The following is a 23,037-nucleotide window of genomic DNA, read 5'->3' as shown; positions in this document are numbered from 1 at the left end:
ACAGGCCCTTCAGGGGGCCTGTCTGCCGTTCAGGAAGGCGAGTACGGCGAGCACGCGGCGGTTGTCGTCGTCGGAGGGGGCCAGCCCCAGCTTGGCGAAGATGTTCGCGGTGTGCTTGCCCACCGCGCTGTCGCTGAGGAAGAGCCGCTGCCCGATGGCGGCGTTGGACCGCCCTTCGGCCATCAGCTCCAGGACCTCGCGCTCGCGCGGGGTGAGGCGGCCGACCGGCTCGTTCCGCGCATTGCTGGCCAGCAGCTTGGCGATCACCTCCGGGTCCATGGCCGTACCCCCGTCGGCCACCCGGCGCACCGCGTCGATGAACTGGCCGGCGTTGAAGACCCGGTCCTTGAGGAGGTAGCCGACGCCGCCGGTGCCGTCGGCCAGCAGTTCCCTGGCGTACAGCTGCTCGACGTGCTGGGAGAGGACGAGCACCGGCAGGCCGGGGATCTCACGGCGCGCGGCCAACGCGGCCTGCAACCCCTCGTCGGTGAAAGTCGGCGGGAGGCGCACGTCGACGACGGCCACGTCGGGGCGCTCTCGCAGCATGGCGGCCAACAGCTCCGGGCCGGACTCGACGGCGGCGACCACGTCGAACTCGTGGGCCCGGAGCAGGGCGACCAGCCCTTCCCTGAGGAGATGGAGGTCTTCGGCGATGACTACGCGCACGCGTCCACCTTGGCATGCTTCACCTGGTTCGTCAGAGTCACGGCCGTCGCCAGCATGGCGCCACCCAGGCAGATCATCCCGATGATCACCGGCCACTGGAACGGTTCGGGCAGGTAGAGCGCGAGGAACCAGGACCTGTTCGGGGCTCCGGCCAGCTTCATGACCATCGTGACGATCCCCTGCGGGATCAGCGGGATCCAGCACAGCCCGAAGCACAACCCGATGGTCGCACCCTTCCACCTCGGGAGCGGCGGGATCGTCTCCTCCAGCGCGCGGGTCAGCTCGAGGACCGCCGTGGTCGGGCCACCGACCGGGCTGCTGACGGCCAGTACGCCGTCGAACGCCGCGAGCCTGCGCTCGATCCCCCGCAGCCCGGTTCCCCGCTCGGGGTCCGCCCCGCCCCGGCCGTCGTCCGTCACGGTGATCCGCAGGGCCGTTCCCTGGTGGCTGATGTCGATCCACACCTCGCTCGCGCCGCCGTGCCGTACGGCGTTGGTGATCAGCTCGCTGACCGCGAAGTACGCGGCGGACTCCACCGGAGCGTCCGGACGGGTGGGCAGATCGACGGTCACGTGCGACGTGAGCGGGGTATCCAGGAGAAGCGCTCGTACGGCGTCGCCCAGCCCGCGCTCGGCGAGGACCGGAGGATGGATGCCTCGCACGACCTGGCGAAGCTCCCGCAACGCGGTGGCCGACGCCTCACTCGCCTTGGCGAGCATCGCCTTGGCCGCGGCCGGATCGGAGTCGACGAGCTGTTCGGCGGCGCCGATCGTCATGCCGATCGCGACCAGCCGCGCCTGCGCGCCGTCGTGCAGGTCACGTTCGATCCGGCGCAGCTCGGCCGCCTGCGAGTCGACCGCGTCGATCCGCGTCCTGGCCAGGTGGCTGACCCGCTGGGCGAGCCTCGCTTTCTCGGTCGGCGCGAGCAGAGCGTGCGCGATCTGCCCGTGGACGCGCACGCTCCAGGGCGCCACCGCAGGGGCCGAGGTCAGCGCGATGACGAGGGTAAGCAGGCCGAGCAGGTTGCCGTCCAGCAGCGCGGGGATCCCGGTCACGGCCAGCATCACGGGAATGCCCACGATCAGGCCGCCGGTCCATGGATTCACCAGGAGGTAGGCGAAATCACGCCAGGTCGCGGGATCGTTCGTCAGCCAGGTCAGTCGCCGGTTGAACGCCGGGATGCGCGGGGTCTTGTACAGGTTGCGACCCTCGCGGTACCAACCGTCCCGCTGCGGCTGCGGGGGTGGCGGCGCCGGGCGGTACGGCTCGTCGATCGTCACGCCCGACCACTCGGCGGCGAGCCGACGCTGCAACCGCGTCGTCGCGCGTACCAGCCGTACCGCCGGGGGGAGCAGGAACACCAGGCCGAGCAGATAGCTGAGCGCGGTGGCCACCAGCATCACGAGACCGACGAGCTGCCCGAAGGCCGCCACCCCCAGGAGCCCGCCCGCGCGGCCCAGCGCCGTCAAAGTGCGTCGGTTCATGCACTTCAGTGTGTACGGAGGCACCGGGTGCCGGAAGTGGCCCGGGACGCCTTGTCGGGGTGGGGGTAGGTACACCCTCCCCGGAGGGAAAGTCCATCCCGGTCGGGCATGTGGCCGCATTCTCCGGAGATCGCGGAATTCCTAGCGTCTTTCCCATGGCAATCATCTCCGTCCACAACCTCCGCAAGACGTACGGCGAGAAGGTCGCGGTCGACGACGTGTCGTTCGCGGTCGAGGAAGGCGAGATCTTCGGAATCGTCGGCCGCAACGGCGCCGGAAAGACGACCACGGTCGAGTGCGTCGCCGGGTTGCGCACGCCGTCGTCCGGCGTCGTGGAGTTCGGCGCCGGCCTGACCGACGTGAAGGAACAGATCGGCGTCCAGCTCCAGGACTGCTCCCTGCCGGACAAGCTGAGGGTCGGGGAGGCGCTTGATCTCTACGCTTCGTTCTACTCGCGCCCCGCGGACTGGCGCTCGCTGCTCGGCGAGGTCGGCCTCGACCCGGGCACGGCCTTCTCCGCGCTGTCGGGTGGCCAGCGCCAGCGGCTGTCCATCGCACTCGCCCTGGTCGGGAACCCGCGGGTCGCGATACTCGACGAGCTCACCACCGGCCTCGACCCGCAGGCCCGCAGGGACATCTGGAAGCTGATCTCCCGCATCCGCGAGATGGGCGTGACCGTGCTACTGGTCACGCATTTCATGGAAGAGGTCGAGCGGCTGTGCGACCGGGTCGCGGTGATCTCCTCCGGACGCGTCCTCGCGATGGACAGCCCCGAGGGGCTGATCGCGCGAGCCGGCGGCCGGCAGCGGATCGTCTTCAGATCGACCGCGCCGGTCGACGCTCTGAGGGCACTGCCCGAGGTCACCAGCGTCTCCAGGGACGGTGACGAAGTCGTCGTCACCGGAACCGGCGATCTGGTCGCCGCCGTGGTGGGCGCGCTCCCCTCGGGTCAGCTCGCCGGCCTGCGTACCGAGCGGACCACCTTCGACGACGCCTTCCTCGCCCTCACCGGACACGCAGCGGAGTGAGGCGCCGGGTTCGCGCCGTCTCCTCCCGCCCTGCCTTCCCTCTGCGCGCGTTACCTTTGCGCGCGTTACCTCCGCACGCCTTACCTCGACTCCTCCTTATCGTGACCACTGGAGAGACCCGATGATGCCGATCCAGAAGAAACTGATCCTCACCGAGACGAAGCTGTTCCTCCGCGAGCCGGCCGCGGTGTTCTTCGTCGTCGTCCTGCCCGCCGCGCTGCTGCTGGTACTCGGCGCTTCCATCCCCGGCTTCCGCGACGCCGACCCGTCGTTGGGGGGCGAGCGGGTCATCGACACCCAGCTCCCCGGGATGATGGTCCTGCTCTCCATCGTGACGCTCGCGCTGAGCTCGCTTCCCTCGACGCTGGTCGCGTACCGGGAGAAGGGCGTGCTGCGGCGGATGTCCACCACACCGATCAGGCCCACCGCGCTGCTCGTCGCGCAGATCGCGATCAGCGCGGTCGTCGCCGTGCTGAGCACGGCCCTGACGCTGACACTGGGACATCTCGTGCTCGGCGTCCCGGTCCCTCGGCAGCTCGCCGCGTTCGCCGGGGTGCTCGTGCTCGGCGCGGTCGCCATGTTCTCCATCGGGCTGTGGCTCGCCGCGGTGGCGCCGAACACCCGGGTCGTCCAGGGTGCCGGAGCCGTGGTGATGTTCCCGCTGCTGTTCCTCGGGGGCATGTGGCTTCCCCGCGATCTCATGCCGTCCGCACTGCGGGTGGTCAGCGATTTCACGCCGACGGGGGCGTTCGGCCAGGTACTGCGCGACACGATGGCGGGGCACGCGCCCGGGCTGCCGCACCTCGCGGTCCTCGCCGGCTGGGCGCTGATCGCTGGGATCGCCGCCGCCCGCATGTTCCGCTGGGAGTGACCACCACGGTCAGCGGTGACGGACGCCGAGGGGCGGCTCGAAACTCCATGATCCGGATTTCTCATAGAGCACGGTCTTTGTCACAATTCCCGGCATAGATCACGTTCCATGTCCGGAGGACGTCGTGCCGCAGAGGGTACTGACCAACACATTCCACGTCGACGCCACCCCCGAGGCGGTGTTCGAGCACCTCACGACGCCCGAGAGCTACATCGGGCTGTCACCGCTCGTCGTGGCGGTCGAGGATGTGGATCGTTCCGAGCCAGGCGTCATCCGCTACACCTCGATCGAACGGTTCAAATTCCTCGGCGTCTTCACGTACGACAACCCGATCAAGGTCACCCTCCTCACCGAGGGACTCTCCGTACGCGGTGAGGTGAAGAGCCCGGGCAACGTCCACATGGCCTACCGGTTCGATCTGGCGCCCGACGGGCCGGGCACCCGAGTGGACGACCTGCTGGAGCTCACCGCCCCCTGGTTCCTCGTGGGGTACGCGGCGGGCGAGGCACGCAAGGTCCAGCTCGCCCGGGCCCGCATCCTCGCCGAACGCCTCACCGCACCGGTCGGCTGATCGGAAGCGACCTGTACGGGCCGGCTGGAGGACACGCCGCGTGAGAGCCTGAGACCCCGACGACCCCCGACGCGGAGGACGGACACCATGCTCGTGCTTGCTCACGTGAGCGACATCCACATCGACGGGAGCGAGCGGAACACCGCACGCGCGACCCGCGTTCTCGATCACGTCGGGAGGCTGCCCGTCGACGCGATCCTCCTCACCGGGGACATCGCCGACCACGGAGCCGTCGAGGAGTACGAGATCGCCCGCGGGCTCATCGAGACCGACGTGCCGCTGGTGCTCTGTCCCGGAAACCACGACATCCGGGAGAACCTCCGCAAGGTCCTGCTCTCCGACCCAGGCGAGGAGAGTACGAACGGCGCCGCCCCGGTCAACCAGGTCCTCCGCCTGCCGGGCGCGACGATCGCGCTGTGCGACTCCAGCATCCCGGGGCGGCCGGACGGGATCCTGAGCGACGAGACCCTGGACTGGCTCGACGGCGTCCTCGCCGCCACCCCGGAGGTGCCCGCCTTCGTCGGGATGCACCACCCGGCCGTCCCACTGGGCATCCCGTACGTCGACGAGATCAGGCTGGGCGAGCCCGAACGCCTGGCGGCGGTGCTCGCCCGGCATCCGCAGGTGGTGGCCGTCCTGGCCGGACACGCCCACACGGGTGCGGCGACCACCTTCGCGGGCCTGCCCCTGCTGGCGGCACCGGGTGTGGTCAACACCGCGCTGCTGCCGTTCGAGACGGGGGCGCATCCGCCGATCGACCGCGAGCTCCCTCCGGCCGTCGCCCTCCACGTCTACGACGAGGGGAGGATCACGACGCACTACCGCCCGGTCGGATGAATCGAATGAAACGGCATCACGTCTCGTCCCTCGATCCGTGAACCGTGGGATCCAGCGGGGACGGTCCGCGGCAGCCGTACCGAGTCGGCCCCGGTCAGGTCGGCCGCCGGCTCGCCGGTCACCTCGTACGGCTGACGGTCACGGGACGGGCTCCGATCAGACGGCGTGGCGGGCGCGGACGATCTGGGAATAGCGGACGGAGAACAGCGCGGGCAGCGCGTCCAGGAGTGTCAGCCTCTCGATTCTTGGGGATTCTTTTACCGAGTCTCATCGGGGAGGCCGTTCTGGGCGCGCGCGAGATCGTCGTTGTCGTGGTGGCGGGCATTGTGCTCGCCTCCGTCGCCACCAACACCACCCACCGCTCGGCCGGCACGACCGCCGGGAAGGCCGCCGACGCCCGGGCGCGCGCCGTGCCGCTGCACAACACGCGGGGCACCAAGCCGGGGCTCGCCCCGATCACCTCCGCCAAGGACCGGGCCGCCGCGGTCGCGCTGATCCGGAAGCTGCGGGTCAAGGGAAGCGGCCCCAAGACCGGGTACGCGCGGACCCGCTTCGGAGAGAACTGGGCGGACACCGCGGACGGCGTGCCGTACGCGGGGAACGGCTGCAACACCCGGAACGACCTGCTCGCACGGGACGGCCGGAACGTCAGATACCGCAAGGGCTCCGACTGCGTCGTGATCAGGATGACGCTCAAGGACCCGTACACCGGCCGGACCATCCGGTGGCGGAAGCAGCGCGCCGACCTCGTCCAGGTCGATCACGTGGTGCCGATGTCGTACTCGTGGCGGATGGGCGCCGCCCACTGGCCGATGGCGAAACGGCTGCGCATCGCCAACGACCCGCTCAACCTGCTCCCCGTGTACGGCCCGGCCAACGAGGCCAAGGGCGGATCGGGCCCCGCCTCGTGGCTGCCGCCGTCCCGGAAGATCCGCTGCGCCTACGTCGTCCGGTTCGCCCAGGTGGCGCTGAAGTACGACCTCCCCGTGACCAGGGCGGACAAGGCCGCGATGCTCGCCCAGTGCCGGTGAGCTCACCTTCTTTCCGCTTCACTACGATCTAGATGATCTAGATCATCTAGTGAAATATCGGCATATGTGTAAGGGGATGCCCATGGACACGACGACCCGCGCGCTGGTGCTCGGCGGAGGGGGCGTCGCCGGGATCGCCTGGGAGACCGGCGTTCTGGCCGGGCTCGCCGACGCCGGAGTCGACGTCACTGGCGCGGACCGGATCGTGGGCACCTCGGCCGGCTCCACCGTCGCCGCCCAGATCACCAGCGGCCTGACACTCGACGAGCTACTCAGGCGGCAGATCGACCCGGCGGCGCAGGCTCCGGAGATCACCAGCGGTGTGGCGATCACTGAGCTGATGGAGCAATGGGTCGAGATCTACACCCAGACCTCCGACCCTGCCGAGGCGCGCAGGAAGGCCGGGGCGCTCGCGCTCGCCGCGTCCACCGTGACGGAGGAACGGCGACGCGAGGTGATCGCGGCACGGCTGCCCGTCCACGAATGGCCCGACCGCGACCTGGTCATCGTCGCCGTCGACGCGTACACGGGCGAGCCGATCCTGTTCACGCCGCAGTCGGGCGTGAACCTGGTGGACGCGGTGGCGGCGAGCTGCGCCGTGCCGTGCGTCTGGCCTGCGGTGACCATCGGCGACACCCGCTACATGGACGGCGGCATGCGCTCGTCGAACAACGCCGACCTCGCGGCCGGTCACGACCGGGTGCTCGTGCTTTCGCCGCTTGAGGATCCGGAGCTGGCCGGGCAGGTCGCGACGCTCGGCACGACCGTCGAGGTCCTCCACCCCGACGACGCCTCCCGCGCGGCCATCGGCCCCGACCCGCTCGACCCGGAGGTGCGGACGCCGTCCGCTGAGGCGGGGTACGCCCAGGGACGGGCGGCCGCCGCGACCGTCGCCGCCCTCTGGCGGTAGCCGTCCTCTCCGGGAGTCGTCAGTGCGTGGCCATGTCCACGAAGCGGCTGTAGTGGCCCTGGAAGGCCACCGTGACGGTGGCGGTGGGGCCGTTACGGTGCTTGGCCACGATCAGGTCGGCCTCGCCCGCCCGCGGCGACTCCCGCTCGTAGGCGTCCTCTCTATGCAAGAGGATCACCATGTCGGCATCCTGCTCAATCGACCCAGATTCCCTCAAATCGGACACCTGGGGGCGCTTGTCGGTGCGCTGCTCGGGACCACGGTTGAGCTGCGAGATCGCGATGACGGGCACCTCCAGCTCCTTCGCGAGGAGCTTGAGCGACCGGGACAGTTCGGAGACCTCCTGCTGGCGGCTCTCGGTCCGCTTGGGTGAGCTCATGAGCTGGAGGTAGTCGACGATGACGAACCGCAGATCGTTGCGCTGCTTGAGACGGCGACACTTGGCCCGGATCTCCATCATCGACATGTTCGGGGAGTCGTCGATGAACAGCGGCGCCTCGGCGACCTCACCCATGCGGCGGGCCATCCGGGTCCAGTCGTCGTCGCTCATCAGCCCGGAGCGCATGGTGTGCAGCGCGACCCGCGCCTCCGCCGACAGCAGTCGCATCGTGATCTCATTACGCGACATTTCCAGCGAGAAGACGACAGTCGTCATACCGTGCTTAATAGCGGCAGATCTGGCGAAATCCAATCCAAGGGTGGAGTTGTGGGTGGGTATCCATGTCTGCCCCGCCAGGTACATGTGATCGGCGTTGTCCACCTCGACGCAACGCACCGGCACCGACGTCACCGGGCGGACGTCGGTGATGTTGCGGTACGTCGCCTTGGGGTGGGTGTCGGTGTTCACGCGGGCGTTCTTCCGGCTCAGCCGGAAGACCTTGTCGGAGGGGGTGAATGTGATCGCATAGCTGGTTGAGCTGGCTTCGGTGCGCCCTGACACCTCCTTGGATGTCCAGGTTGCTTTGTATCCCAGGCTCAGGATCAGTTCCCAGGTATCCTCTGCCAGGCGGCGGTTCGTGACGGCGAACTGGGCTGTCCCGGCGGCGTTGATGTAGCCGTCGGTGTCCAGCAGCCCGGCCAGGAGCGCTCTGCGCTGCGCCTCAGAAGCGCGCAGATATTCGCCCGGGATGTGCTTGTTGCCCAGCACGCCCAGCTTCCTCAGTCGGGCGTTCATAGTGCCGTGGTCGTTGCGGCACTCCCGGCACTGGCGAAGCCCACTGGACGGGCCGCCGCAGTCGGGGCGACCTTCGGCGGCCACATGCTCGGCGATCTCCGGGTCGCCGGTGGTGAACCGGGCACTGTCAGAGTGGCCGTCTCCGAGCCAGACACCCAGTGTGTACGGAGGGATCAGCAGGTCACGGTCGGGCAGGTCCAGCGGCCGGGCATTGACGACGGTGTGATTGAGCCGCTTGTCCGCGGTGTTGCACCACAGCGTTGCGGCGATCTCTTCCGTTGTGCGCACCTCAGCGAATGTCTTCTGGTTCCGGTACCTGTTGTAGCCGGACGCAGCCGCCTGAGCCGATTTGCGGGACGCACGTGTGTCGGTGAGCCATTGGTGCTGGGCGTCGGCCGTGATCACCGTGCCATCGCTGAACTCCACCTCGTAGCACGGGCGGCCGTGCATGATGCCGGTAGCAGCCACCACGCGAGTGGGCTTACCGTCGGCCCCGATCAGGTAGTCGCCGACCTTCACCTCACCCATGGTTGTCCAACCATCAGGAGTGGGCAGTGGGGTATCGAGCGCGAGCGCCTTGCCGATGGCGGGTCGGGCGGCCACGACGATCATCTGGCCGGGGTGCAGGCCGTTGGTGAGGGCGTCGAGATCCTGGAAACCGGTGGGGACGCCGACCATCTGCCCGCCGCGGCTGCCGATGGCCTCGATCTCGTCCAGCGCGCCCGGCATGATCTCGGAGAGCGGCAGGTAGTCCTCGGAGGTGCGCCGCTCGGTGACCTTGTAGATCTCGGCCTGCGCGCGGTCGACCAGGTCGTCGACCTCCTCGCTCTGCCCGCCGTACCCGTAGGAGACGATGCGGGTGCCGGCCTCGATCAGCCGGCGCAGGATGGCCTGCTCCCGAACGATCTTGGCGTAGTAGCCCGCGTTGGCCGCCGTGGGCACGACCGCGGTCAGCGTGTGGAGGTAGGGGGCGCCTCCGACCCGGCCCAACTCGCCGCGCTTCTGCAGGTCGTCGAGGATCATGATCGAGTCGGCGGGCTCGCCCCGGCCGTAGAGGTCGGTGATGACCTCGTAGATGATCTGATGGGCGGGGCGGTAGAAGTCGTCGGCGCGAAGGATCTCAACCACATCGGCGATCGCGTCCTTGGACAGCATCATGCCGCCGAGAACGGACTGCTCGGCTTCGATATTGTGCGGTGGAGTCCGCTCGAACGTGGCATCGGAGCCGCCGGGGCCACCTGGGCCGCCGGGGAAATCAAGCACGCTCACCACACACCCCCCAACACAGCAACCCCAGTTGTAACCCGCCGGTCTGACAGTTTCGCGGCTGCCGCACCCTACCGGCAACGCGAGCTGTGGACGTGCCTGTGGATAACGTGTGCACTTCCGCCGCTCAGGTGTGAACACCCTGGGGACGAGCCTGGGGATAACCCTGTGACCATCGCCCGAAAACCCCTCCTGAGCAGCGAGAACGTTATCCAGGCGCTGTGGACGAAGGAAAGTCGGTAGATACCTGAGACCGGATGGGCATGGCCACCCGCCCAAGCCGGTTGACAACGCCGAGCATCCGGATGTAACTGGCAAAATACCTCTATGCCACTGACAAGGGACGCCGAGCGGCGGGATGGGGCCCGCACGGGGAACAGGGAGATCCTCCGGCTCGCCGTGCCCGCGTTCGGGGCCCTGGTCGCCGAGCCGCTGTTCCTGCTCACTGACTCCGTCATCGTCGGGCGGCTGCCCGACCCGGCGCTCGGCGCCCTCGGCGTGGCGAGCGCCGCACTGTCCGCGATCGTCGGCCTGTGCGTCTTCCTCGCGTACGGCACGACCGCGGCCGTGGCCCGTCAGATCGGCGCGGGCGATCCGCTCCGGGCCATGCGGCAGGGTGTGGACGGGCTGTGGCTGGCGGCGGCGGTGGGCGTCGCCGTCATCGTCGTCTGCTGGCCGCTCGCCCCCGGGATCGTCGATCTCTTCGGCGCCTCCGAGCGGCTCGCCGAGTTGGCCACCACGTACCTGCGGGTCAGCCTGCTCGGCACGCCCGCGCTGCTTCTCGTGCTCGCGGGCACCGGGGTGCTGCGCGGCCTCCAGGACACCGTGACGCCCCTCGCGGTCTCGGTGGCCTCCTTCGTGCTCAACGGCGTGCTGAACGCCTGGTTCGTCCTTGGGCTCGGCTGGGGGGTCGCCGGGTCGGCTTGGGGCACGGTCATCGCCCAGGCGCTGGGCGCGGCCGTCTACCTCTTCATGGTCGTCAAGGGGGCACGGCGGCACGGCGTCCCGCTCCGGCCCGACCTCTCCGGCATCAGGTCCGCGGGCACCGCCGGGCTGGCCTTGGTCATCCGTACGGCGTGCCTGCAGATCGTGCTGCTGACCGCCACGTCGCTGGCGACCCGGATGGGCGACGAGCAGATCTCCGCGCACACCATCGCGACCCGGATCTGGACGTTCCTCGCGTTCGCGCTGGACGCCATCGCCATCGCGGGACAGGCGATCACCGGACGGACGCTGGGTGCGGGCGACACCGCCGCGACGCGGTCGGCCACCCGGCGCATGGTCGGGTGGGGGGTCGGGTGCGGCGTCGCGTTCGGGCTCGCCGTGCTCGCGCTCCGTCCGCTGCTCCCCGGGGTGTTCGACACCCCGGCCGCGGTGTCGGACCGGCTGGAGGCGGTGCTGTGGCTCGTAGCGCTGTTCCAGCCGATGGCGGGCGTCGTGTTCGTGCTCGACGGCGTGCTGATCGGCGCGGGCGACCAGCGCTACCTCGCCTGGGCCGGGCTGCTCACCACCCTCGCCTACCTGCCGTTCGCCCTGGTCGCGGGGAGCCTCGTCGCGCTCTGGGCGGCCTTCGGCGTCTGGATGCTGGCCCGGATGGTCACTCTGTCCCTCCGCGCGTACGGCACGGCCTGGTTGGTCACCGGGGCGTGATCGCCGGTTGGCGCGCCCGGGCGCGGCCGCCACCGCCGCTGATCGGCGGCCCTCCACGAGCCGGACGCGGAGGGCACGGCGCGCGGGGTCACAGCCGTCCGGCGTCCAGTACGCGCTGGAGGAACTCGCGGGTACGCGGATGCTCGGGCGCGGAGAAGATCTGCTCGGGAGAGCCGCGTTCGAGCAGGACGCCGCCGTCGAGGAAGCAGACGGTGTCGGAGATGTCCCTGGCGAAGCTCATCTCGTGGGTGGCCAGGATCATGGTCATCCCGGTCTCCTTGAGCTCGCGGATGATGCTCAGCACCTCGGTGACCAGGATCGGGTCGAGCGCGGAGGTCACCTCGTCGAGCAGCAGCAGGCGGGGCTGGGTGGCGATGGCCCGGATGACGGCCACGCGCTGCTGCTGGCCGCCGGAGAGCCGGTCGGGGTACTCCTTCGCCTTGTCCGCGAGGCCGAATCTGGCCAGCAGCTCCCTGGCCTGCTCCTCGGCCTGGGCCTGGTCGACCTTGTGCACCTTGCGCGGCGCCAGGGTGATGTTGTCCAGCACGGTCATGTGCGGGAAGAGGTTGTAGGACTGGAAGACCATCCCGATCCGCTTGCGGACCTCGTCCACGTCGGCGCGGACGTCCGTGATCTCGTCGCCGTCCAGGTGGATGGCGCCGTCGTCGACGGTCTCCAGCAGGTTCACGCAGCGCAGCAGCGTCGACTTGCCGGAGCCGGAGGCGCCGATCAAGCAGACCACCTCGTGCGGGGCCACGTCCAGGTCGATCCCGCGCAGCACGCTCTGGTGGCGATAGTTCTTCCACACGCCCTCGATGCGCAGCAGCGTCATCAGGCACCTCCGGGGCCGCGGCGGCGGGCGGCCCGCGCCGACAGGTAGTCGGTGAACCGCGCCATCGGGATCGTGAGCAGGATGAACAGGATCGCCGCCACGAGGTAGGGGGTGTAGTTGAACTTGCTCGCCGCGTAGATCTGCGCCTGCCGAAGCGCCTCGATCACGCCGATCGTGGAGACCAGCGCGGTGTCCTTCTGGAGGGAGACGAAGTCGTTGAGCAGCGGCGGGATCACCCGGCGCACGGCCTGCGGCAGCACGACATGGCGCATGGCCTGCCCGTGGGACAGCCCGAGAGAGCGCGCCGCCGCGACCTGGCTCGGGTGCACGGTGTCGATGCCGGCGCGGAAGACCTCCGCGACGTACCCGCTGTACGCGAGGACGAGCGCGATGACGCCGAGGGTGATCTCGTCGGACGGCACGCCGGTGAGCTGGAGCGCGGGCAGGCCGAAGCCGACGAGCATGATGACGAGCAGCGTCGGCACGCCGCGGAACACGTCGGTGTAGACGACGGCCAGCACCCGGAGCGGGAAGAAGACCGGTGCCCGCAGTCCCCGGGCCAGCGCGACGAGCAGTCCGAGAACGAGGATGAGCGGTTCCGCGATGAGGAAGATCTGGACGTTGATCCAGAAGCCGTGCAGCACATCGGGCAACGTCCGGGCGAACGCCTCGGGGTCGAAGAACGTCTCCTGGACCCTCGGCCATCCCGGAGAGTTGGTGACCAGGACGGCCACCAGGGTCAGGAAGACAAGGGTGGACGCCGTTGCGACGGAACTGGAGCGGACCGCCTGCCTGCGCCGGACCCGCTCCCTCTCCCGTTGCCGGTCGCTCTTCGCCGACTGCGTCACTTCACCTGTCACTTCATCTCCGGCGCGCCGGCCGCAGCGCTCAGCCACTGCTGCTCGATCTTGGCGAGCTCACCGGAGGACTTCAGCGCGCCGATGGCCTCGTTGACGCAGGACACCAGGGCGTTGCCCTTCTGGAAGACCAGGCCGAACTCCTCGGGCGTGCCGCCGGTGGCGGCGAACTGCCCCACGATCTTGGAGTTCTCGACCTGGGCGGCGGTGACGTAGAACGCCGTCGGCAGGTCCACCACGATGGCGTCCACCTGCTTGTTCTTGAGCGCGTTCACGGCGTCGACCTGCTGGGTGTAGACCTTGGCCTCCTTGGCCGGCTGGACCACGCTCTTGACCGCGTCGAGCGCGGTGGTGCCGACCTGCACGCCGATCGTGGCGTCCTTGAGGTCGGCGAGGCTGGTCGCCGAGGCGTACTTTCCGCTGTCCAGCGTGACGACGCCCTGCTTGACCGTGTAGTACCCGTCACTGAAGTCGACGACCTTGGCCCGGTCCGGCGTGATGGACACCTGGTTGATGTCGAAGTCGAACTTCTTGTCGCCCGGCGCGTACGCGCTGTCGAAGGGGACGGTGGCCCAGGCGACCTCGTCCTTGGTGAAGCCGAGCTTCTCGGCCACGGCGTAGGTGACCGCGCTCTCGAAGCCCTCGCCGCTCGCCGGGTCGTCGTTCTTGAACCAGGGCTCGTACGCGGGCTTGTCCGTGCCGACCGTCAGCTTGCCCGGGGTGATCAGCGTGAGCTGGTCCTTCGCGCAGCTCGCGGAGGCCGCCGGGCTGGCGGCGGCGGTGCCGCCGGACGGCTCCGCGTCATTGGCCGGTGCGCACGCGACCGCCGCCGTCGTGAGGACGCCAAGCGCCAGCAACAGCGAGGGACGGTGCATTTCAGCCTCCATGGGGGTAAATCTTGCGCGAATCCGCGTTTGGGACGGGCTAGATACTATCGGCCGGATATTTCAGCCCTGTTGGGGCACGGTTCACGCACGTCAAAGGGCCCCTCCCGAAGTGGGAAGGGCCCTCTGAACAGCCATGGGGCCGGGGTCAGCCGGCGACGACCTCGACGTCGACGGTCGCGGACACCTCGGGGTGCAGCTTGACGCTGACCCGGTGCGAGCCCAGGCTCTTGATCGCGTTGCCGATCTCGATGCGGCGGCGGTCCAGCTTGGGACCACCCGCGGCGGTGACGGCGTCGGCGATGTCGCCCGTGGTGATCGAGCCGAAGAGACGGCCGGCCTCGCCGGCGCGGGTCTTCAGGACCACCTTCAGGGCGCCGAGCTGGCCGGCGACCTCCTTGGCGGTGCCCAGGTCACGGATCTCGCGGGAGTCGCGGGCCTTCTTGATCGAGGCGACCTGCGACTCGGCGCCGCGGGTCCACCGGATCGCGAAACCGCGCGGGACGAGGTAGTTGCGGCCGTAGCCGTCCTTCACCTCGACGATGTCACCGGGAGCGCCGAGGCCGGAGACCTCAGTGGTGAGAATGAGCTTCATGTCCTGAGACTCCTTTCCTTAGCGCGCGGTGCTCGTGTACGGCAGCAGGGCCATCTCACGAGCGTTCTTGATAGCGGTGGCAACGTCGCGCTGGTGCTGGGTGCAGTTGCCCGTCACCCGGCGAGCACGGATCTTGCCGCGGTCGGAGATGAACTTCCGCAGCAGCGCCGTGTCCTTGTAGTCGACGTAGGAGATCTTGTCGTGGCAGAACAGGCAAACCTTCTTCTTCGGCTTGCGCAGTGCCGGCTTCGCCATCGTGGTGCTCCTTTCAGAGCCCCGCATGATGCGGGAATGGTCGCTCGGATACGTTTTCGTGTGCTGGTGTCACCCGGAGAGGTGACTAGAAAGGCGGTTCGTCGCTGAAGTCGCCGCCGCCGAAGCCGCCGCCACCGCCGCCGCCACCGCCGCCGCCACCCTGGTTGTAGCCGCCACCGCCCTGAGGAGCGGGGCTGGCCGAAGCCCAGGGGTCGTTGGACGGGCCGCCGCCGAACCCACCGCCGCCGCCGCCCTGCCGGGCGGTCTTGTTCACCTTGGCGGTGGCGTTGCGCAGCGAGGGGCCGACTTCGTCGACCTCGACCTCGTAGACCGTGCGCTTCTCGCCTTCCTTGGTCTCATACGACCGTTGGCGCAGCCGTCCCTGCACGATGACCCGCATGCCGCGCTGCAGGCTCTCGGCGACGTTCTCCGCCGCCTGCCGCCACACATTGCAGGTCAGGAACAGGCCCTCGCCGTCCTTCCACTCGTTGGTCTGGCGGTCCAGGAACCGCGGAGTGGATGCGATGCGGAACCGGGCCACAGCCTGCCCCGTCGGGGTGAAGCGCAGCTCCGGGTCGTCGACAAGGTTGCCGACGATGGTGATCGTGGTGTCGCCTGCTGCCATCGGTCGCTTTCGCCTTCCTATCCCGTCAGCTCAGCCGTAAGGGCTTCAGAGTACGGCCATGGCCCGACAAAAACGCCGGGCTTGGCCGTTCCCGCTCAGTGGAGCTCGGGACGGATGACCTTGGTACGGAGAATGCCCTCGTTCAGGTTCATCTGGCGGTCCAGCTCCTTGACCGTGGCGGGCTCCGCGGTCAGGTCGACCACGGCGTAGATGCCCTCGGCCTTCTTGGCGATGTCGTAGGACAGCCGACGACGGCCCCAGACGTCGACCTTCTCCACGGTGCCGCCATCGTTGCGGACGACGCTGAGGAACTGGTCGAGCGAGGGCTGTACGGTGCGCTCATCGAGGGCCGGGTCGAGGATGACCATCAGCTCGTAACGACGCATGCGGAATCCAACCTCCTCTGGACTCTTGCGGTCACGACGCCTTGCCGTGACAGGAGGACGCTGCGGGCGGCGCGGGGAAGTGCACCCCACGCGTATCGAACACAGCCGATTCAGGCTACCAGGCCACTGGCCGTACGCCGCCCCGCGAGGGAAACTGAGCAGCAAGAGGGGGTGACGCATATGCCGCACGTTCTTGGCCGCGTCAGAAGACCCGCTTTCCGGCTCACACTGAACACGGACGGCAGGCCGCACACTCTGGAGAACGCGCTCGCGGTCGGCACGCTGGTCTTCGGTCTCCTGGCGATCGTCTCCGGGTTCTTCGTCGGCCTCCACGTGGTCGCCTCGTGGGTGGGCGCCATCGGATTCCTCGGCGGGCTCTACGCGCAGTACGTCTCCGTGACGACTCCGCAGCGCAGCATCATCATCTGCGGCATCGTCGGGTCGTTCGTCGGAGCCGCGCTCGGGATCGCCCACGGAGGGTTCCTCCCGACCGGTTGACGCGACCGGTTGACACGACCGGTTAACACGGCCCGGTCGCGCCGCCGTTCCGGCCCGACCGCCGCGTGAACGCCACAACCCGGCCGCCGCGTGGAGAGCTCGCGGCCGGGCCGGCGGCTCGGCCGTTCGGCGTGGCCTGGGGTGCGCCCTTCACCACCGAGACGCCCTCCACCTGGAGCGTCTAGTGTCTGTACGGCATGCCGCTTCACCGACGCACGGAGGTACGACGACAATGGGCTTTGGTCAGGACGGACACCTCCCCCGCATCGGCGCGCACGTCGACCAGGACGACCCGCTCGCCCATGCGGCGGCGCGCGACGCCGACGTCGTGCAGTTCTTCCTCGGCGACCCGCAGGGCTGGAAGGGCCCGGTCCTTCCGGAGAGCGCCGACGCGATCCGGGATTCGGCTGTGGATGTCTACGTCCACGCCCCCTACGTGATCAACGTGGCGACGGCGAACAACCGGATCCGCATCCCCAGCCGCAAGCTGCTGGAAAGCCACCTCAAGGCCGCCGCGTCCATCGGTGCCAAGGGCCTGATCGTCCACGGCGGCCACGTCAACGCCGGCGACGATCCGCAGATCGGGTTCGACAACTGGCGCAAGGTCTTCGAGCGGATGGACTGCCCCATCCCCGTGCTGATCGAGAACACGGCGGGCGGCGGCAACGCGATGGCGCGCAAGCTCGACCGGATCGCCCGCCTGTGGGACGCCGTGACCTCCGGTGCCCGGGACGCCTCGATGATCGGCTTCTGCCTGGACACCTGCCACGCCCACGCGGGCGGCGAGGATCTGTCCGACGTCGTCGACCGGGTGAAGGCGATCACCGGCCGCATCGACCTGGTCCACTGCAACGACTCGCGCGACGCCTTCGACTCGGGCGCGGACCGCCACGCCAATCTGGGCTCCGGCCAGATCGACGCGGAGCGGATCCTCGCCGTCTGCCGGCAGGCGGGAGCGCCGATCGTGGTGGAGACGCCGTTCGAAGGCCAGGCGGACGACATCGCTTTCCTCCGCAAGCACCTCTGACGTCCACAGGCTGTGGATAACTTCTCTGGATTACGCCCGGCTCAGAACGGGTAGGGATTCACCTCGCGCGTGTCCCGGGACCGGTGTCCCGGGGCCGTTCACGTCACGCGCATCCGGGAACCACGCGCGGCCGTGCCGTCCCCGGGATCCACGAGATCCTCGCCGGGTTCGGCGTCCTCGCCCGTTTCACCGCGCATGCCACTCGGGACGCGGGCGGGCCTACGGGTGCTCCGCCAGAGCTGGACGAACGACACGACGGCCGCCGCGAGGAGCACGAGGTTGCGCACGACCAGGACCAGCGTGCCCGGCAACCGTCCGCTCCAGCTGTAGTCCTCCTCGATCCACGGATACATGATCCCGGTCAGCAGGGTCGCGGCCAGGACGAGCCAGGCGGCCGGCCGCTGCGCGGTACGCGCGGCGAGCACCACCGCCGCGACGCCCAGCAGCCAGATCAGGTACTGCGGCGACAGCACCCTGCTGGTCACCACCAGAAAGAGGATCGTGGTCAGCGCCGCGTCGTAGTAGGTGTTCTCCGTCGGCGCCGCGCGGAACCACCACACCGCGAGCAGGACGAGCGCGGCGGGCGTGGCGGCGACGCTCACCAGGGTGGCCGTCTCCACGCCGGGCCCGACGAGCTCCATGGCGCCGTGCTGGTACGTGGTGAACCCGTCCCACCAGCCCAGCGCGCGGCCGAGCGCGAACGGCGTGGCCGCCAGCGACTCGATCTGGAGCCCCCGATCCTGCTGGGCGGTGAGGAAGTCCAGCGCGTGCGGCAGGACCAGGGCGGCCACGCCGCACCCGAGCACCACGACGACCAGGGACGAGGCCGCGCCGGTCAGCAGCTCGCGCCAGCGGCGCAGCCCGGTGAGCAGCGCGACCGGCCACACCTTGATCGCCAGCCCGAACCCGATCAGCGCTCCGCGTACGGCCGGGTCCGTGGAGGCCGTGAGCGCGAGGACCGCGACCAGGGTGACCATCAGGTCGTACCGGGAGATCAGCAGCGGGCCCAGCAGGGCCGCCCCCACGGTCCACGCCCACACGCCGGTGCGGCTCCCGCCGGTCTTGGCCGTGAACCGGCACAGCAGGAGCAGGATCGCCAGGTCGCACACCAGCGCGAGCACGTAGAAGTCGATCCGGTAGCTCCACGGCAGCAGATGCGGGGCGAGCATGGGCAGCGCCGCGTAGGGCGGGTACTGCCACTTCTCGTCTCCTGCGGGGAACTCCCCCCGGAGGAGGATGTCCGACCAGCCGCTGTAGAGCGCGACGTCACCCTCGAACGACCCCGCGTGCCCGACCGGAATGACCTGCGTCGCGGCGAGGAAGAGCACCACGCGCGTGATCAGCCAGACGGGCAGCACCTGCCAGGGAAACCGGTGTCGCACCCTTTCAGGCTTCCACGACGGCGACGTCGGCCTTCGGCCGGGGCGGGAGCACGAACCGGTCCTCGGCCTGGTCGAACACCCCGCCGGACGGGTCGTCGGCGCCGGAGGCGCGGATCACGTCCAGCTCGGGCCGCAGGATGTCCCGCACGACGAGGGCCATCAGGACGACGATCGTGATCGCCCGCGCCCACACCGAGAGGAAGTAGGCGGTGTCCCCGATGCCGAGGTTCACGCCCTCCGGATACTGCGCGGCGAGATAGAGCCAGATCGCGAAGAAGTACCAGCACTCGGCGATCTGCCACGCGGCGAGCGCGCCCCACTTCGGCCGGGCCAGGACGGCGAACGGCACCAGCCAGAGCATGTACTGCGGCGACCACACCTTGTTGGTGATCATGAAGGCCGCCAGCGCGAGGAAGCAGAGCTGCATCAGCCGCGGCCGGCGCGGGGCCATCACGGCGAACGCCGCGATCCCGAGCAGCAGCACGGCCAGCGTGCCCGTGGCCATCGTGTTCAGCGATCCCGCGTCGGCGAGGAAGCCCCAGTCCTTGTGCTGGAAGAAGAACCACAGGCTGCCCCAGTCGGCGCCGCGTTCGCTGCTGAAGGCGTAGAAGCGCTTCCACCCCTCGAAGTTGATCAGCATGACCGGCACGTTGACGACCAGCCAGGTCCCGGCCGCGGCGACCGCCATCCGGGCGAACGGCATCCACTTCCCGGTGCGCAGCGTGAGCAGGAACAGCGCGCCGAAGAACATCAGCGGATAGAACTTCGTCGCCACCGAGAGCGAGAGCAGCACTCCGGCCAGCACGTGCCTGTCCCGTGACCACGCGAGCAGGCCACCCAGGGCGAGCGCCCCCGCCGCCAGGTCCCAGTTGATGTACGCGCAGAGGATGACCGCCGGGCCGATGGCGTACCAGAGGGCATCCCGGCGCCGGGTGGGCCCGGCCAGGACGGCCATGATCACCACACCGGCGACCAGGAAGACGCCCATGAGGATCACGGTGATGTCGTAGAACGCCACGCCGTCACCGCTCGCCAGGCGCCGGGCGAACTCCATGATCGCGCCGATGCCGACGGGGTACTCGACCGGATAGTCGACGTAGGGGATCTTCCCCTCGTTCAGATGCTCGGCCCACCACAGCGGATAGATGTCCGTGTAGCAGAAGTTCGTGTACTGCCCGAGCCCGCCGTTCCACGCGCCCCCGAACCGGCACGGCCACTTCCACAGGAAGGCGAGCACCGCACCGAGAGTGGCGAAGAGTGCGAACGGCAGGTACGGCACGGCCCTCCGCGCGACCGCGCGGAGACGGGCGACAAGTCCGGACGGCAGATGCCGCACCACCTTCTGCGCGGCCGCGCCGAGCGCCCGAGAATCGTTCGTGGTCCGAGTCATCACGCGCCTATCGATCACTGTTCGGGGAACGGTGCGGGGGAACCGTCCAGGGAACCGGTCGCGGAACCGTGCTGAGAACGATCAGCTTTTCAGCAGCGGCGCCGTACGCACAATAAGCCAAGGACGGCGGAACGGCTTTTCTCCGCGTTCGACGTGGCGAACTCACGGCATTCCTCGCTGAATCTTTCATGAGAATTCTCCGTACCCGGAAACGGCGAAGCCCCCGCGCGCAGGGCGCGGGGGCTTCGATCACTACTTGCCCGTGCCGGTCGTCGTCCTCCTGCCACCGGACGGCGAGGGCGCCGGGGCCATCGCCGGGCTCTGGCCGAAGCCGTTGTCGCCCCACGGGTCCCCGTTGCCGCGACCGTTGCCGTGACCGTTGCCGTTGCCGTGACCGTTGCCCGGATCCAGGTCGCCCATGCCGTTGCAGGAGAGGTCCATCGGATCGCAGTTGTCCGTGTTGTCCGGCGGGAACATGCCGTCCAGCGGGAACTCGTCCTCGGGCGTGGGCGTCGGCGTGGGCGTCGGGCTCGGCACGATGTTGTCCGGCTGACCGGTCGAGCTCCTGGGCGGGAACTGCTCGACCTTCTCGTCCTTCATCGCCTCGAGCATGAACGCGCGCCAGATGTCGGTGGGCGGACCGGCGCCTTCGAAGCCGAGCGAGACCTCTTTCGGCTGCGCCTTTTCGGGGCAGGCCAGGTTCTTGAGCGGGACGCGCTTCCCGCTCTTGGTGTAGCACTGCTCGTGGTACATGCCGACCGCGGTGACGAGCTGCGGGGTGTAGCCGACGAACCAAGCTTCCTTCTCGTCGTTGTTGGTGCCGGTCTTGCCGGCGGCGGGGCGGCCGATGCCCTTGCCCCTGGCCGTACCGGTCTTGAGGACCTCCTCCATCGCCACGGTGGCGTCCGCCGCGGCCTCGGGGCTGATCACATTCTTGACCGTGGCCTGCTCGGGGACGACGACCAGCTTGCCCCGCTTGACCTCCTGGACGACGTGGTAGTCCACATGCTTGCCGGCGTTGGCGAAGATCGAGTATCCCGCCGCCTGCTCCACCGGGGTGACCAGGGCACTGCCAATGGTGAAGGCGTACTTGTGATCCCGGACGTCCTGCTCCATCCGGCCCTTGTCCAGGCCGGCGTCGATGGCCACCTGCTTCACCGCGCTCAGCTCGCCGACGGTGCCGCTCTTCTCGTCCAGCTCGTACCCCATAGAGGCGAACGCGGTGTTGACCGACTGGGCGGTCGCCGTGACCAGGTCGATGGCCGCGCCGACGTTGTGGCTGTTTCCGATCGGTTTGGTGCCGGGCAGTTCCTCGGGCACGGTCTTGTTCCCCGGGACGAAACTGGTGAGGCTGCGGCCGGAGTCCAGCCACGCGGCCAGCACGTAGGGCTTGAAGGCCGAGGCCGCCTGCTTCTTGGCATCGAACGCCTCGTTCAAGTTGCGGGTCACGTAGTCGTCGCCGCCGTAGAAGGCGAGCACTCGGCCGTTACGCGGATCGACCGCGGCGAGCCCGGCGTGGAACTCCTTCGACAGGGCGCCGGCACGCATACGGTCCTTCACGGCCTTCTGGGCGGCGGACATCAACCGCTTGTCGAAGGTCGAGGTGATCTTGTAGCCGCCGCTCCTGACCTGGTCCGGCGACAGCCCACCCTGCTTCAGCTCCTCCATGACCTGGATGATCATGTAGCCCTTGAGCCCACCGAGGGTGTCCTTGTCGCTCTGCTTCGCCAGCTTGGGGAACTTCTTGGCGTCGACGAGCTTGGCGCCCTGCACACCGTACTTGGCCGGCAGCCCGCCGTACTTCGCCGGGTCGAGCTGGGCCATGCCGTCGATGACGTAGGCGAAGCGCTCCTGGGTGGCGGCGAACTTCCCCTCCTTCTCCAGCACGTCGAACGTGGTCGGGCTCTGGATGCGGCCGGCGAGATAAGCGGCCTGCGCCTCGTTCAGCTCCCAGACGTGCTTCTTGAAGAAGGCCCGCGCCGCTGCCTCGATGCCGTTGGCGCCACGCCCGAAGGGGACGGTGTTGAGGTACTGCAGGAGGATGTCCTCCTTCTTCATCTCCTTGTTCAGCTTGATCGCGATGAAGATCTCCTTGATCTTCCGCTGCGCGCTGACTTCCCTGCTCAGGCCGTCGTAGTAGTTCCTGGCCATCTGCTGGGTGATCGTGGAGGCGCCCTGGACCTGCTCCCCGGTAACGGTCATCCAGACCGAGCGCATCAGGCCTTTGAAGGAGATACCGGAGTCGTCACGGAAACTGCGGTTCTCCGCGGCGATCACCGCGTCCTGCACATGCCGGGGGATCTTGTTGATGTCGTCGATGTTCACTCGCGACTGGCCCACCCGGCCGATGGGGGTCTTGCCGTCGCGGTAGTAGATCACGCTGCCCTGGGCGATGGCGTCCGCCTGCGTCCCCTTGGGGATCGGCGTGTTCGCGTACGCGACGGCGATCATGCCGAAGACGCCGGCCACCAGGATGGTGAACCCGGCCACGACGATCTTCCAGTTGGGGATGAACCGCTTCCAGCCGGTACGGCGCGGCTTACCGTCATCGTCGTCGGAATCGCGCGGACCTCGGGGGCCGCGTCCGCCGGGCCCGTCAGGCCCGCTGCCTCCCGGTCCCCCGGGTCCGCGGCCACCGGGGCCGTCTCCCCTGCGCCGACGACCATCCGCAGGCATCGCCTGGGTCTCCTCGCCGCCGATCCGCCGACGCGGGTCGCCGGAGGGCATGCCCATAGCCTGCGTCCGATCACCGCCGGGCCCGCCGGGGCGCTGCGGACCACCCGGACCACCGGGGCCCCCTGGTCCGCCCGGACCACCG

General features: G+C 69.1%; 22 protein-coding genes. 9 read left to right on the top strand and 13 right to left on the bottom strand.

The annotated features are described in order from the left end of the window. Positions 1–9: 9 nt before the first annotated feature. The gene (locus tag QSK17_RS25540) at positions 10–666 is read right to left on the bottom strand and encodes a response regulator (protein ID WP_285707801.1); all 657 of its coding nucleotides are present in this window, start codon (positions 664–666) and stop codon (positions 10–12) included. Beyond that, positions 657–2,150: a sensor histidine kinase gene (locus QSK17_RS25535; RefSeq protein WP_285707799.1), complete on the bottom strand. Its 1,494-nt coding sequence runs from the start codon at positions 2,148–2,150 to the stop codon at positions 657–659. The genes QSK17_RS25540 and QSK17_RS25535 overlap by 10 nt, the downstream gene beginning before the upstream one ends. A 155-nt stretch (positions 2,151–2,305) precedes the next feature. Here QSK17_RS25535 and QSK17_RS25530 point away from each other — a divergent pair, with 155 nt between their 5' ends. The 6 genes from QSK17_RS25530 (at position 2,306) to QSK17_RS25505 (ending at position 7,398) form a co-directional block, all read left to right on the top strand. Next, a complete protein-coding gene (locus QSK17_RS25530; RefSeq protein ID WP_285707798.1) occupies positions 2,306–3,178 on the top strand; it encodes an ABC transporter ATP-binding protein in 873 nt (290 codons plus the stop codon). Between the two features lie 121 nt (positions 3,179–3,299). Beyond that, complete coding sequence (locus QSK17_RS25525; protein ID WP_285707797.1) at positions 3,300–4,049, top strand: ABC transporter permease; 750 nt, start codon at positions 3,300–3,302, stop codon at positions 4,047–4,049. Between the two features lie 124 nt (positions 4,050–4,173). Beyond that, positions 4,174–4,620: an SRPBCC family protein gene (locus tag QSK17_RS25520; RefSeq protein WP_285707795.1), complete on the top strand. Its 447-nt coding sequence runs from the start codon at positions 4,174–4,176 to the stop codon at positions 4,618–4,620. Between the two features lie 87 nt (positions 4,621–4,707). Further along, complete coding sequence (locus QSK17_RS25515; protein WP_285707794.1) at positions 4,708–5,457, top strand: metallophosphoesterase; 750 nt, start codon at positions 4,708–4,710, stop codon at positions 5,455–5,457. Positions 5,458–5,702: 245 nt separating this feature from the next. Then, positions 5,703–6,488: an HNH endonuclease family protein gene (locus QSK17_RS25510; RefSeq protein WP_285707793.1), complete on the top strand. Its 786-nt coding sequence runs from the start codon at positions 5,703–5,705 to the stop codon at positions 6,486–6,488. A gap of 82 nt (positions 6,489–6,570) precedes the next feature. Continuing rightward, positions 6,571–7,398 (top strand): patatin-like phospholipase family protein, encoded by an 828-nt coding sequence (locus QSK17_RS25505; protein WP_285707792.1) that lies wholly within the window; start codon positions 6,571–6,573, stop codon positions 7,396–7,398. Positions 7,399–7,417: 19 nt separating this feature from the next. Here QSK17_RS25505 and dnaB read toward each other — a convergent pair whose 3' ends face one another. Beyond that, positions 7,418–9,841 (bottom strand): replicative DNA helicase, encoded by a 2,424-nt coding sequence (gene dnaB, locus QSK17_RS25500; RefSeq protein WP_502889292.1) that lies wholly within the window; start codon positions 9,839–9,841, stop codon positions 7,418–7,420. 324 nt (positions 9,842–10,165) lie between these two features. Between dnaB and QSK17_RS25495 the strand changes: the two genes are divergently transcribed. Further along, entirely contained in the window at positions 10,166–11,488 is a 1,323-nt protein-coding gene (locus tag QSK17_RS25495) for an MATE family efflux transporter (protein WP_285707791.1), read from the top strand. A gap of 88 nt (positions 11,489–11,576) precedes the next feature. Here the strand turns inward: QSK17_RS25495 and QSK17_RS25490 are convergent, their stop codons facing one another. The 7 genes from QSK17_RS25490 to rpsF all read right to left on the bottom strand — a co-directional run bounded on the left by QSK17_RS25490 (position 11,577) and on the right by rpsF (position 15,922). Then, positions 11,577–12,320 (bottom strand): amino acid ABC transporter ATP-binding protein, encoded by a 744-nt coding sequence (locus tag QSK17_RS25490; protein WP_285707790.1) that lies wholly within the window; start codon positions 12,318–12,320, stop codon positions 11,577–11,579. After that, on the bottom strand, positions 12,320–13,180 hold the full coding sequence (locus QSK17_RS25485) for an amino acid ABC transporter permease (protein ID WP_285707789.1): 861 nt from the start codon (positions 13,178–13,180) through the stop codon (positions 12,320–12,322). The genes QSK17_RS25490 and QSK17_RS25485 overlap by 1 nt, the downstream gene beginning before the upstream one ends. Beyond that, positions 13,177–14,052, bottom strand: coding sequence for an ABC transporter substrate-binding protein (locus tag QSK17_RS25480; protein ID WP_285707788.1), 876 nt, complete (start codon positions 14,050–14,052; stop codon positions 13,177–13,179). Before QSK17_RS25480 ends, QSK17_RS25485 begins: the two co-directional genes overlap by 4 nt. Positions 14,053–14,209: 157 nt before the next feature. Beyond that, positions 14,210–14,656, bottom strand: a complete 447-nt coding sequence (gene rplI, locus QSK17_RS25475; protein WP_285707787.1) for a 50S ribosomal protein L9 — start codon at positions 14,654–14,656, stop codon at positions 14,210–14,212. Positions 14,657–14,674: 18 nt separating this feature from the next. Continuing rightward, complete coding sequence (gene rpsR / locus QSK17_RS25470; protein WP_061256131.1) at positions 14,675–14,911, bottom strand: 30S ribosomal protein S18; 237 nt, start codon at positions 14,909–14,911, stop codon at positions 14,675–14,677. 85 nt (positions 14,912–14,996) lie between these two features. Further along, the gene (locus QSK17_RS25465) at positions 14,997–15,536 is read right to left on the bottom strand and encodes a single-stranded DNA-binding protein (protein ID WP_285707780.1); all 540 of its coding nucleotides are present in this window, start codon (positions 15,534–15,536) and stop codon (positions 14,997–14,999) included. Positions 15,537–15,631: 95 nt separating this feature from the next. Continuing rightward, complete coding sequence (rpsF, locus tag QSK17_RS25460; RefSeq protein WP_285707778.1) at positions 15,632–15,922, bottom strand: 30S ribosomal protein S6; 291 nt, start codon at positions 15,920–15,922, stop codon at positions 15,632–15,634. Positions 15,923–16,102: 180 nt separating this feature from the next. Here rpsF and QSK17_RS25455 point away from each other — a divergent pair, with 180 nt between their 5' ends. Together QSK17_RS25455 and QSK17_RS25450 are read left to right on the top strand one after the other, a co-directional pair. Further along, complete coding sequence (locus QSK17_RS25455; RefSeq protein ID WP_285707776.1) at positions 16,103–16,420, top strand: hypothetical protein; 318 nt, start codon at positions 16,103–16,105, stop codon at positions 16,418–16,420. A gap of 232 nt (positions 16,421–16,652) precedes the next feature. Continuing rightward, on the top strand, positions 16,653–17,447 hold the full coding sequence (locus tag QSK17_RS25450) for a deoxyribonuclease IV (protein ID WP_285707775.1): 795 nt from the start codon (positions 16,653–16,655) through the stop codon (positions 17,445–17,447). A gap of 98 nt (positions 17,448–17,545) precedes the next feature. Here QSK17_RS25450 and QSK17_RS25445 read toward each other — a convergent pair whose 3' ends face one another. The 3 genes from QSK17_RS25445 to QSK17_RS25435 all read right to left on the bottom strand — a co-directional run bounded on the left by QSK17_RS25445 (position 17,546) and on the right by QSK17_RS25435 (position 22,946). After that, a complete protein-coding gene (locus QSK17_RS25445) occupies positions 17,546–18,829 on the bottom strand; it encodes a glycosyltransferase 87 family protein (RefSeq protein WP_285707774.1) in 1,284 nt (427 codons plus the stop codon). Between the two features lie 4 nt (positions 18,830–18,833). Beyond that, positions 18,834–20,219 carry a glycosyltransferase family 87 protein gene (locus tag QSK17_RS25440; protein WP_285707773.1) on the bottom strand — a complete coding sequence of 462 codons (1,386 nt, stop codon included), beginning with the start codon at positions 20,217–20,219 and terminating at the stop codon, positions 18,834–18,836. Between the two features lie 252 nt (positions 20,220–20,471). Next, entirely contained in the window at positions 20,472–22,946 is a 2,475-nt protein-coding gene (locus QSK17_RS25435) for a transglycosylase domain-containing protein (RefSeq protein WP_285707772.1), read from the bottom strand. Positions 22,947–23,037 lie beyond the last annotated feature (91 nt).

The organism is Microtetraspora sp. NBRC 16547 (assembly GCF_030268965.1).
Classification (GTDB): domain Bacteria; phylum Actinomycetota; class Actinomycetes; order Streptosporangiales; family Streptosporangiaceae; genus Microtetraspora.
This window is presented reverse-complemented; position numbering and strand designations above follow the sequence as displayed.

Coding starts and splice junctions, on each gene's coding strand:
- QSK17_RS25535 (WP_285707799.1), bottom strand. CDS start 2,150: ATGAACCGACGCACTTTGACGGCGCTGGGCCGCGCGGGCGGGCTCCTG.
- QSK17_RS25530 (WP_285707798.1), top strand. CDS start 2,306: ATGGCAATCATCTCCGTCCACAACCTCCGCAAGACGTACGGCGAGAAG.
- QSK17_RS25525 (WP_285707797.1), top strand. CDS start 3,300: ATGATGCCGATCCAGAAGAAACTGATCCTCACCGAGACGAAGCTGTTC.
- QSK17_RS25515 (WP_285707794.1), top strand. CDS start 4,708: ATGCTCGTGCTTGCTCACGTGAGCGACATCCACATCGACGGGAGCGAG.
- QSK17_RS25505 (WP_285707792.1), top strand. CDS start 6,571: ATGGACACGACGACCCGCGCGCTGGTGCTCGGCGGAGGGGGCGTCGCC.
- QSK17_RS25495 (WP_285707791.1), top strand. CDS start 10,166: ATGCCACTGACAAGGGACGCCGAGCGGCGGGATGGGGCCCGCACGGGG.
- QSK17_RS25490 (WP_285707790.1), bottom strand. CDS start 12,320: ATGACGCTGCTGCGCATCGAGGGCGTGTGGAAGAACTATCGCCACCAG.
- QSK17_RS25480 (WP_285707788.1), bottom strand. CDS start 14,052: ATGCACCGTCCCTCGCTGTTGCTGGCGCTTGGCGTCCTCACGACGGCG.
- rplI (WP_285707787.1), bottom strand. CDS start 14,656: ATGAAGCTCATTCTCACCACTGAGGTCTCCGGCCTCGGCGCTCCCGGT.
- rpsR (WP_061256131.1), bottom strand. CDS start 14,911: ATGGCGAAGCCGGCACTGCGCAAGCCGAAGAAGAAGGTTTGCCTGTTC.
- QSK17_RS25465 (WP_285707780.1), bottom strand. CDS start 15,536: ATGGCAGCAGGCGACACCACGATCACCATCGTCGGCAACCTTGTCGAC.
- rpsF (WP_285707778.1), bottom strand. CDS start 15,922: ATGCGTCGTTACGAGCTGATGGTCATCCTCGACCCGGCCCTCGATGAG.
- QSK17_RS25455 (WP_285707776.1), top strand. CDS start 16,103: ATGCCGCACGTTCTTGGCCGCGTCAGAAGACCCGCTTTCCGGCTCACA.
- QSK17_RS25450 (WP_285707775.1), top strand. CDS start 16,653: ATGGGCTTTGGTCAGGACGGACACCTCCCCCGCATCGGCGCGCACGTC.
- QSK17_RS25440 (WP_285707773.1), bottom strand. CDS start 20,219: ATGACTCGGACCACGAACGATTCTCGGGCGCTCGGCGCGGCCGCGCAG.
- QSK17_RS25435 (WP_285707772.1), bottom strand. CDS start 22,946: ATGCCCTCCGGCGACCCGCGTCGGCGGATCGGCGGCGAGGAGACCCAG.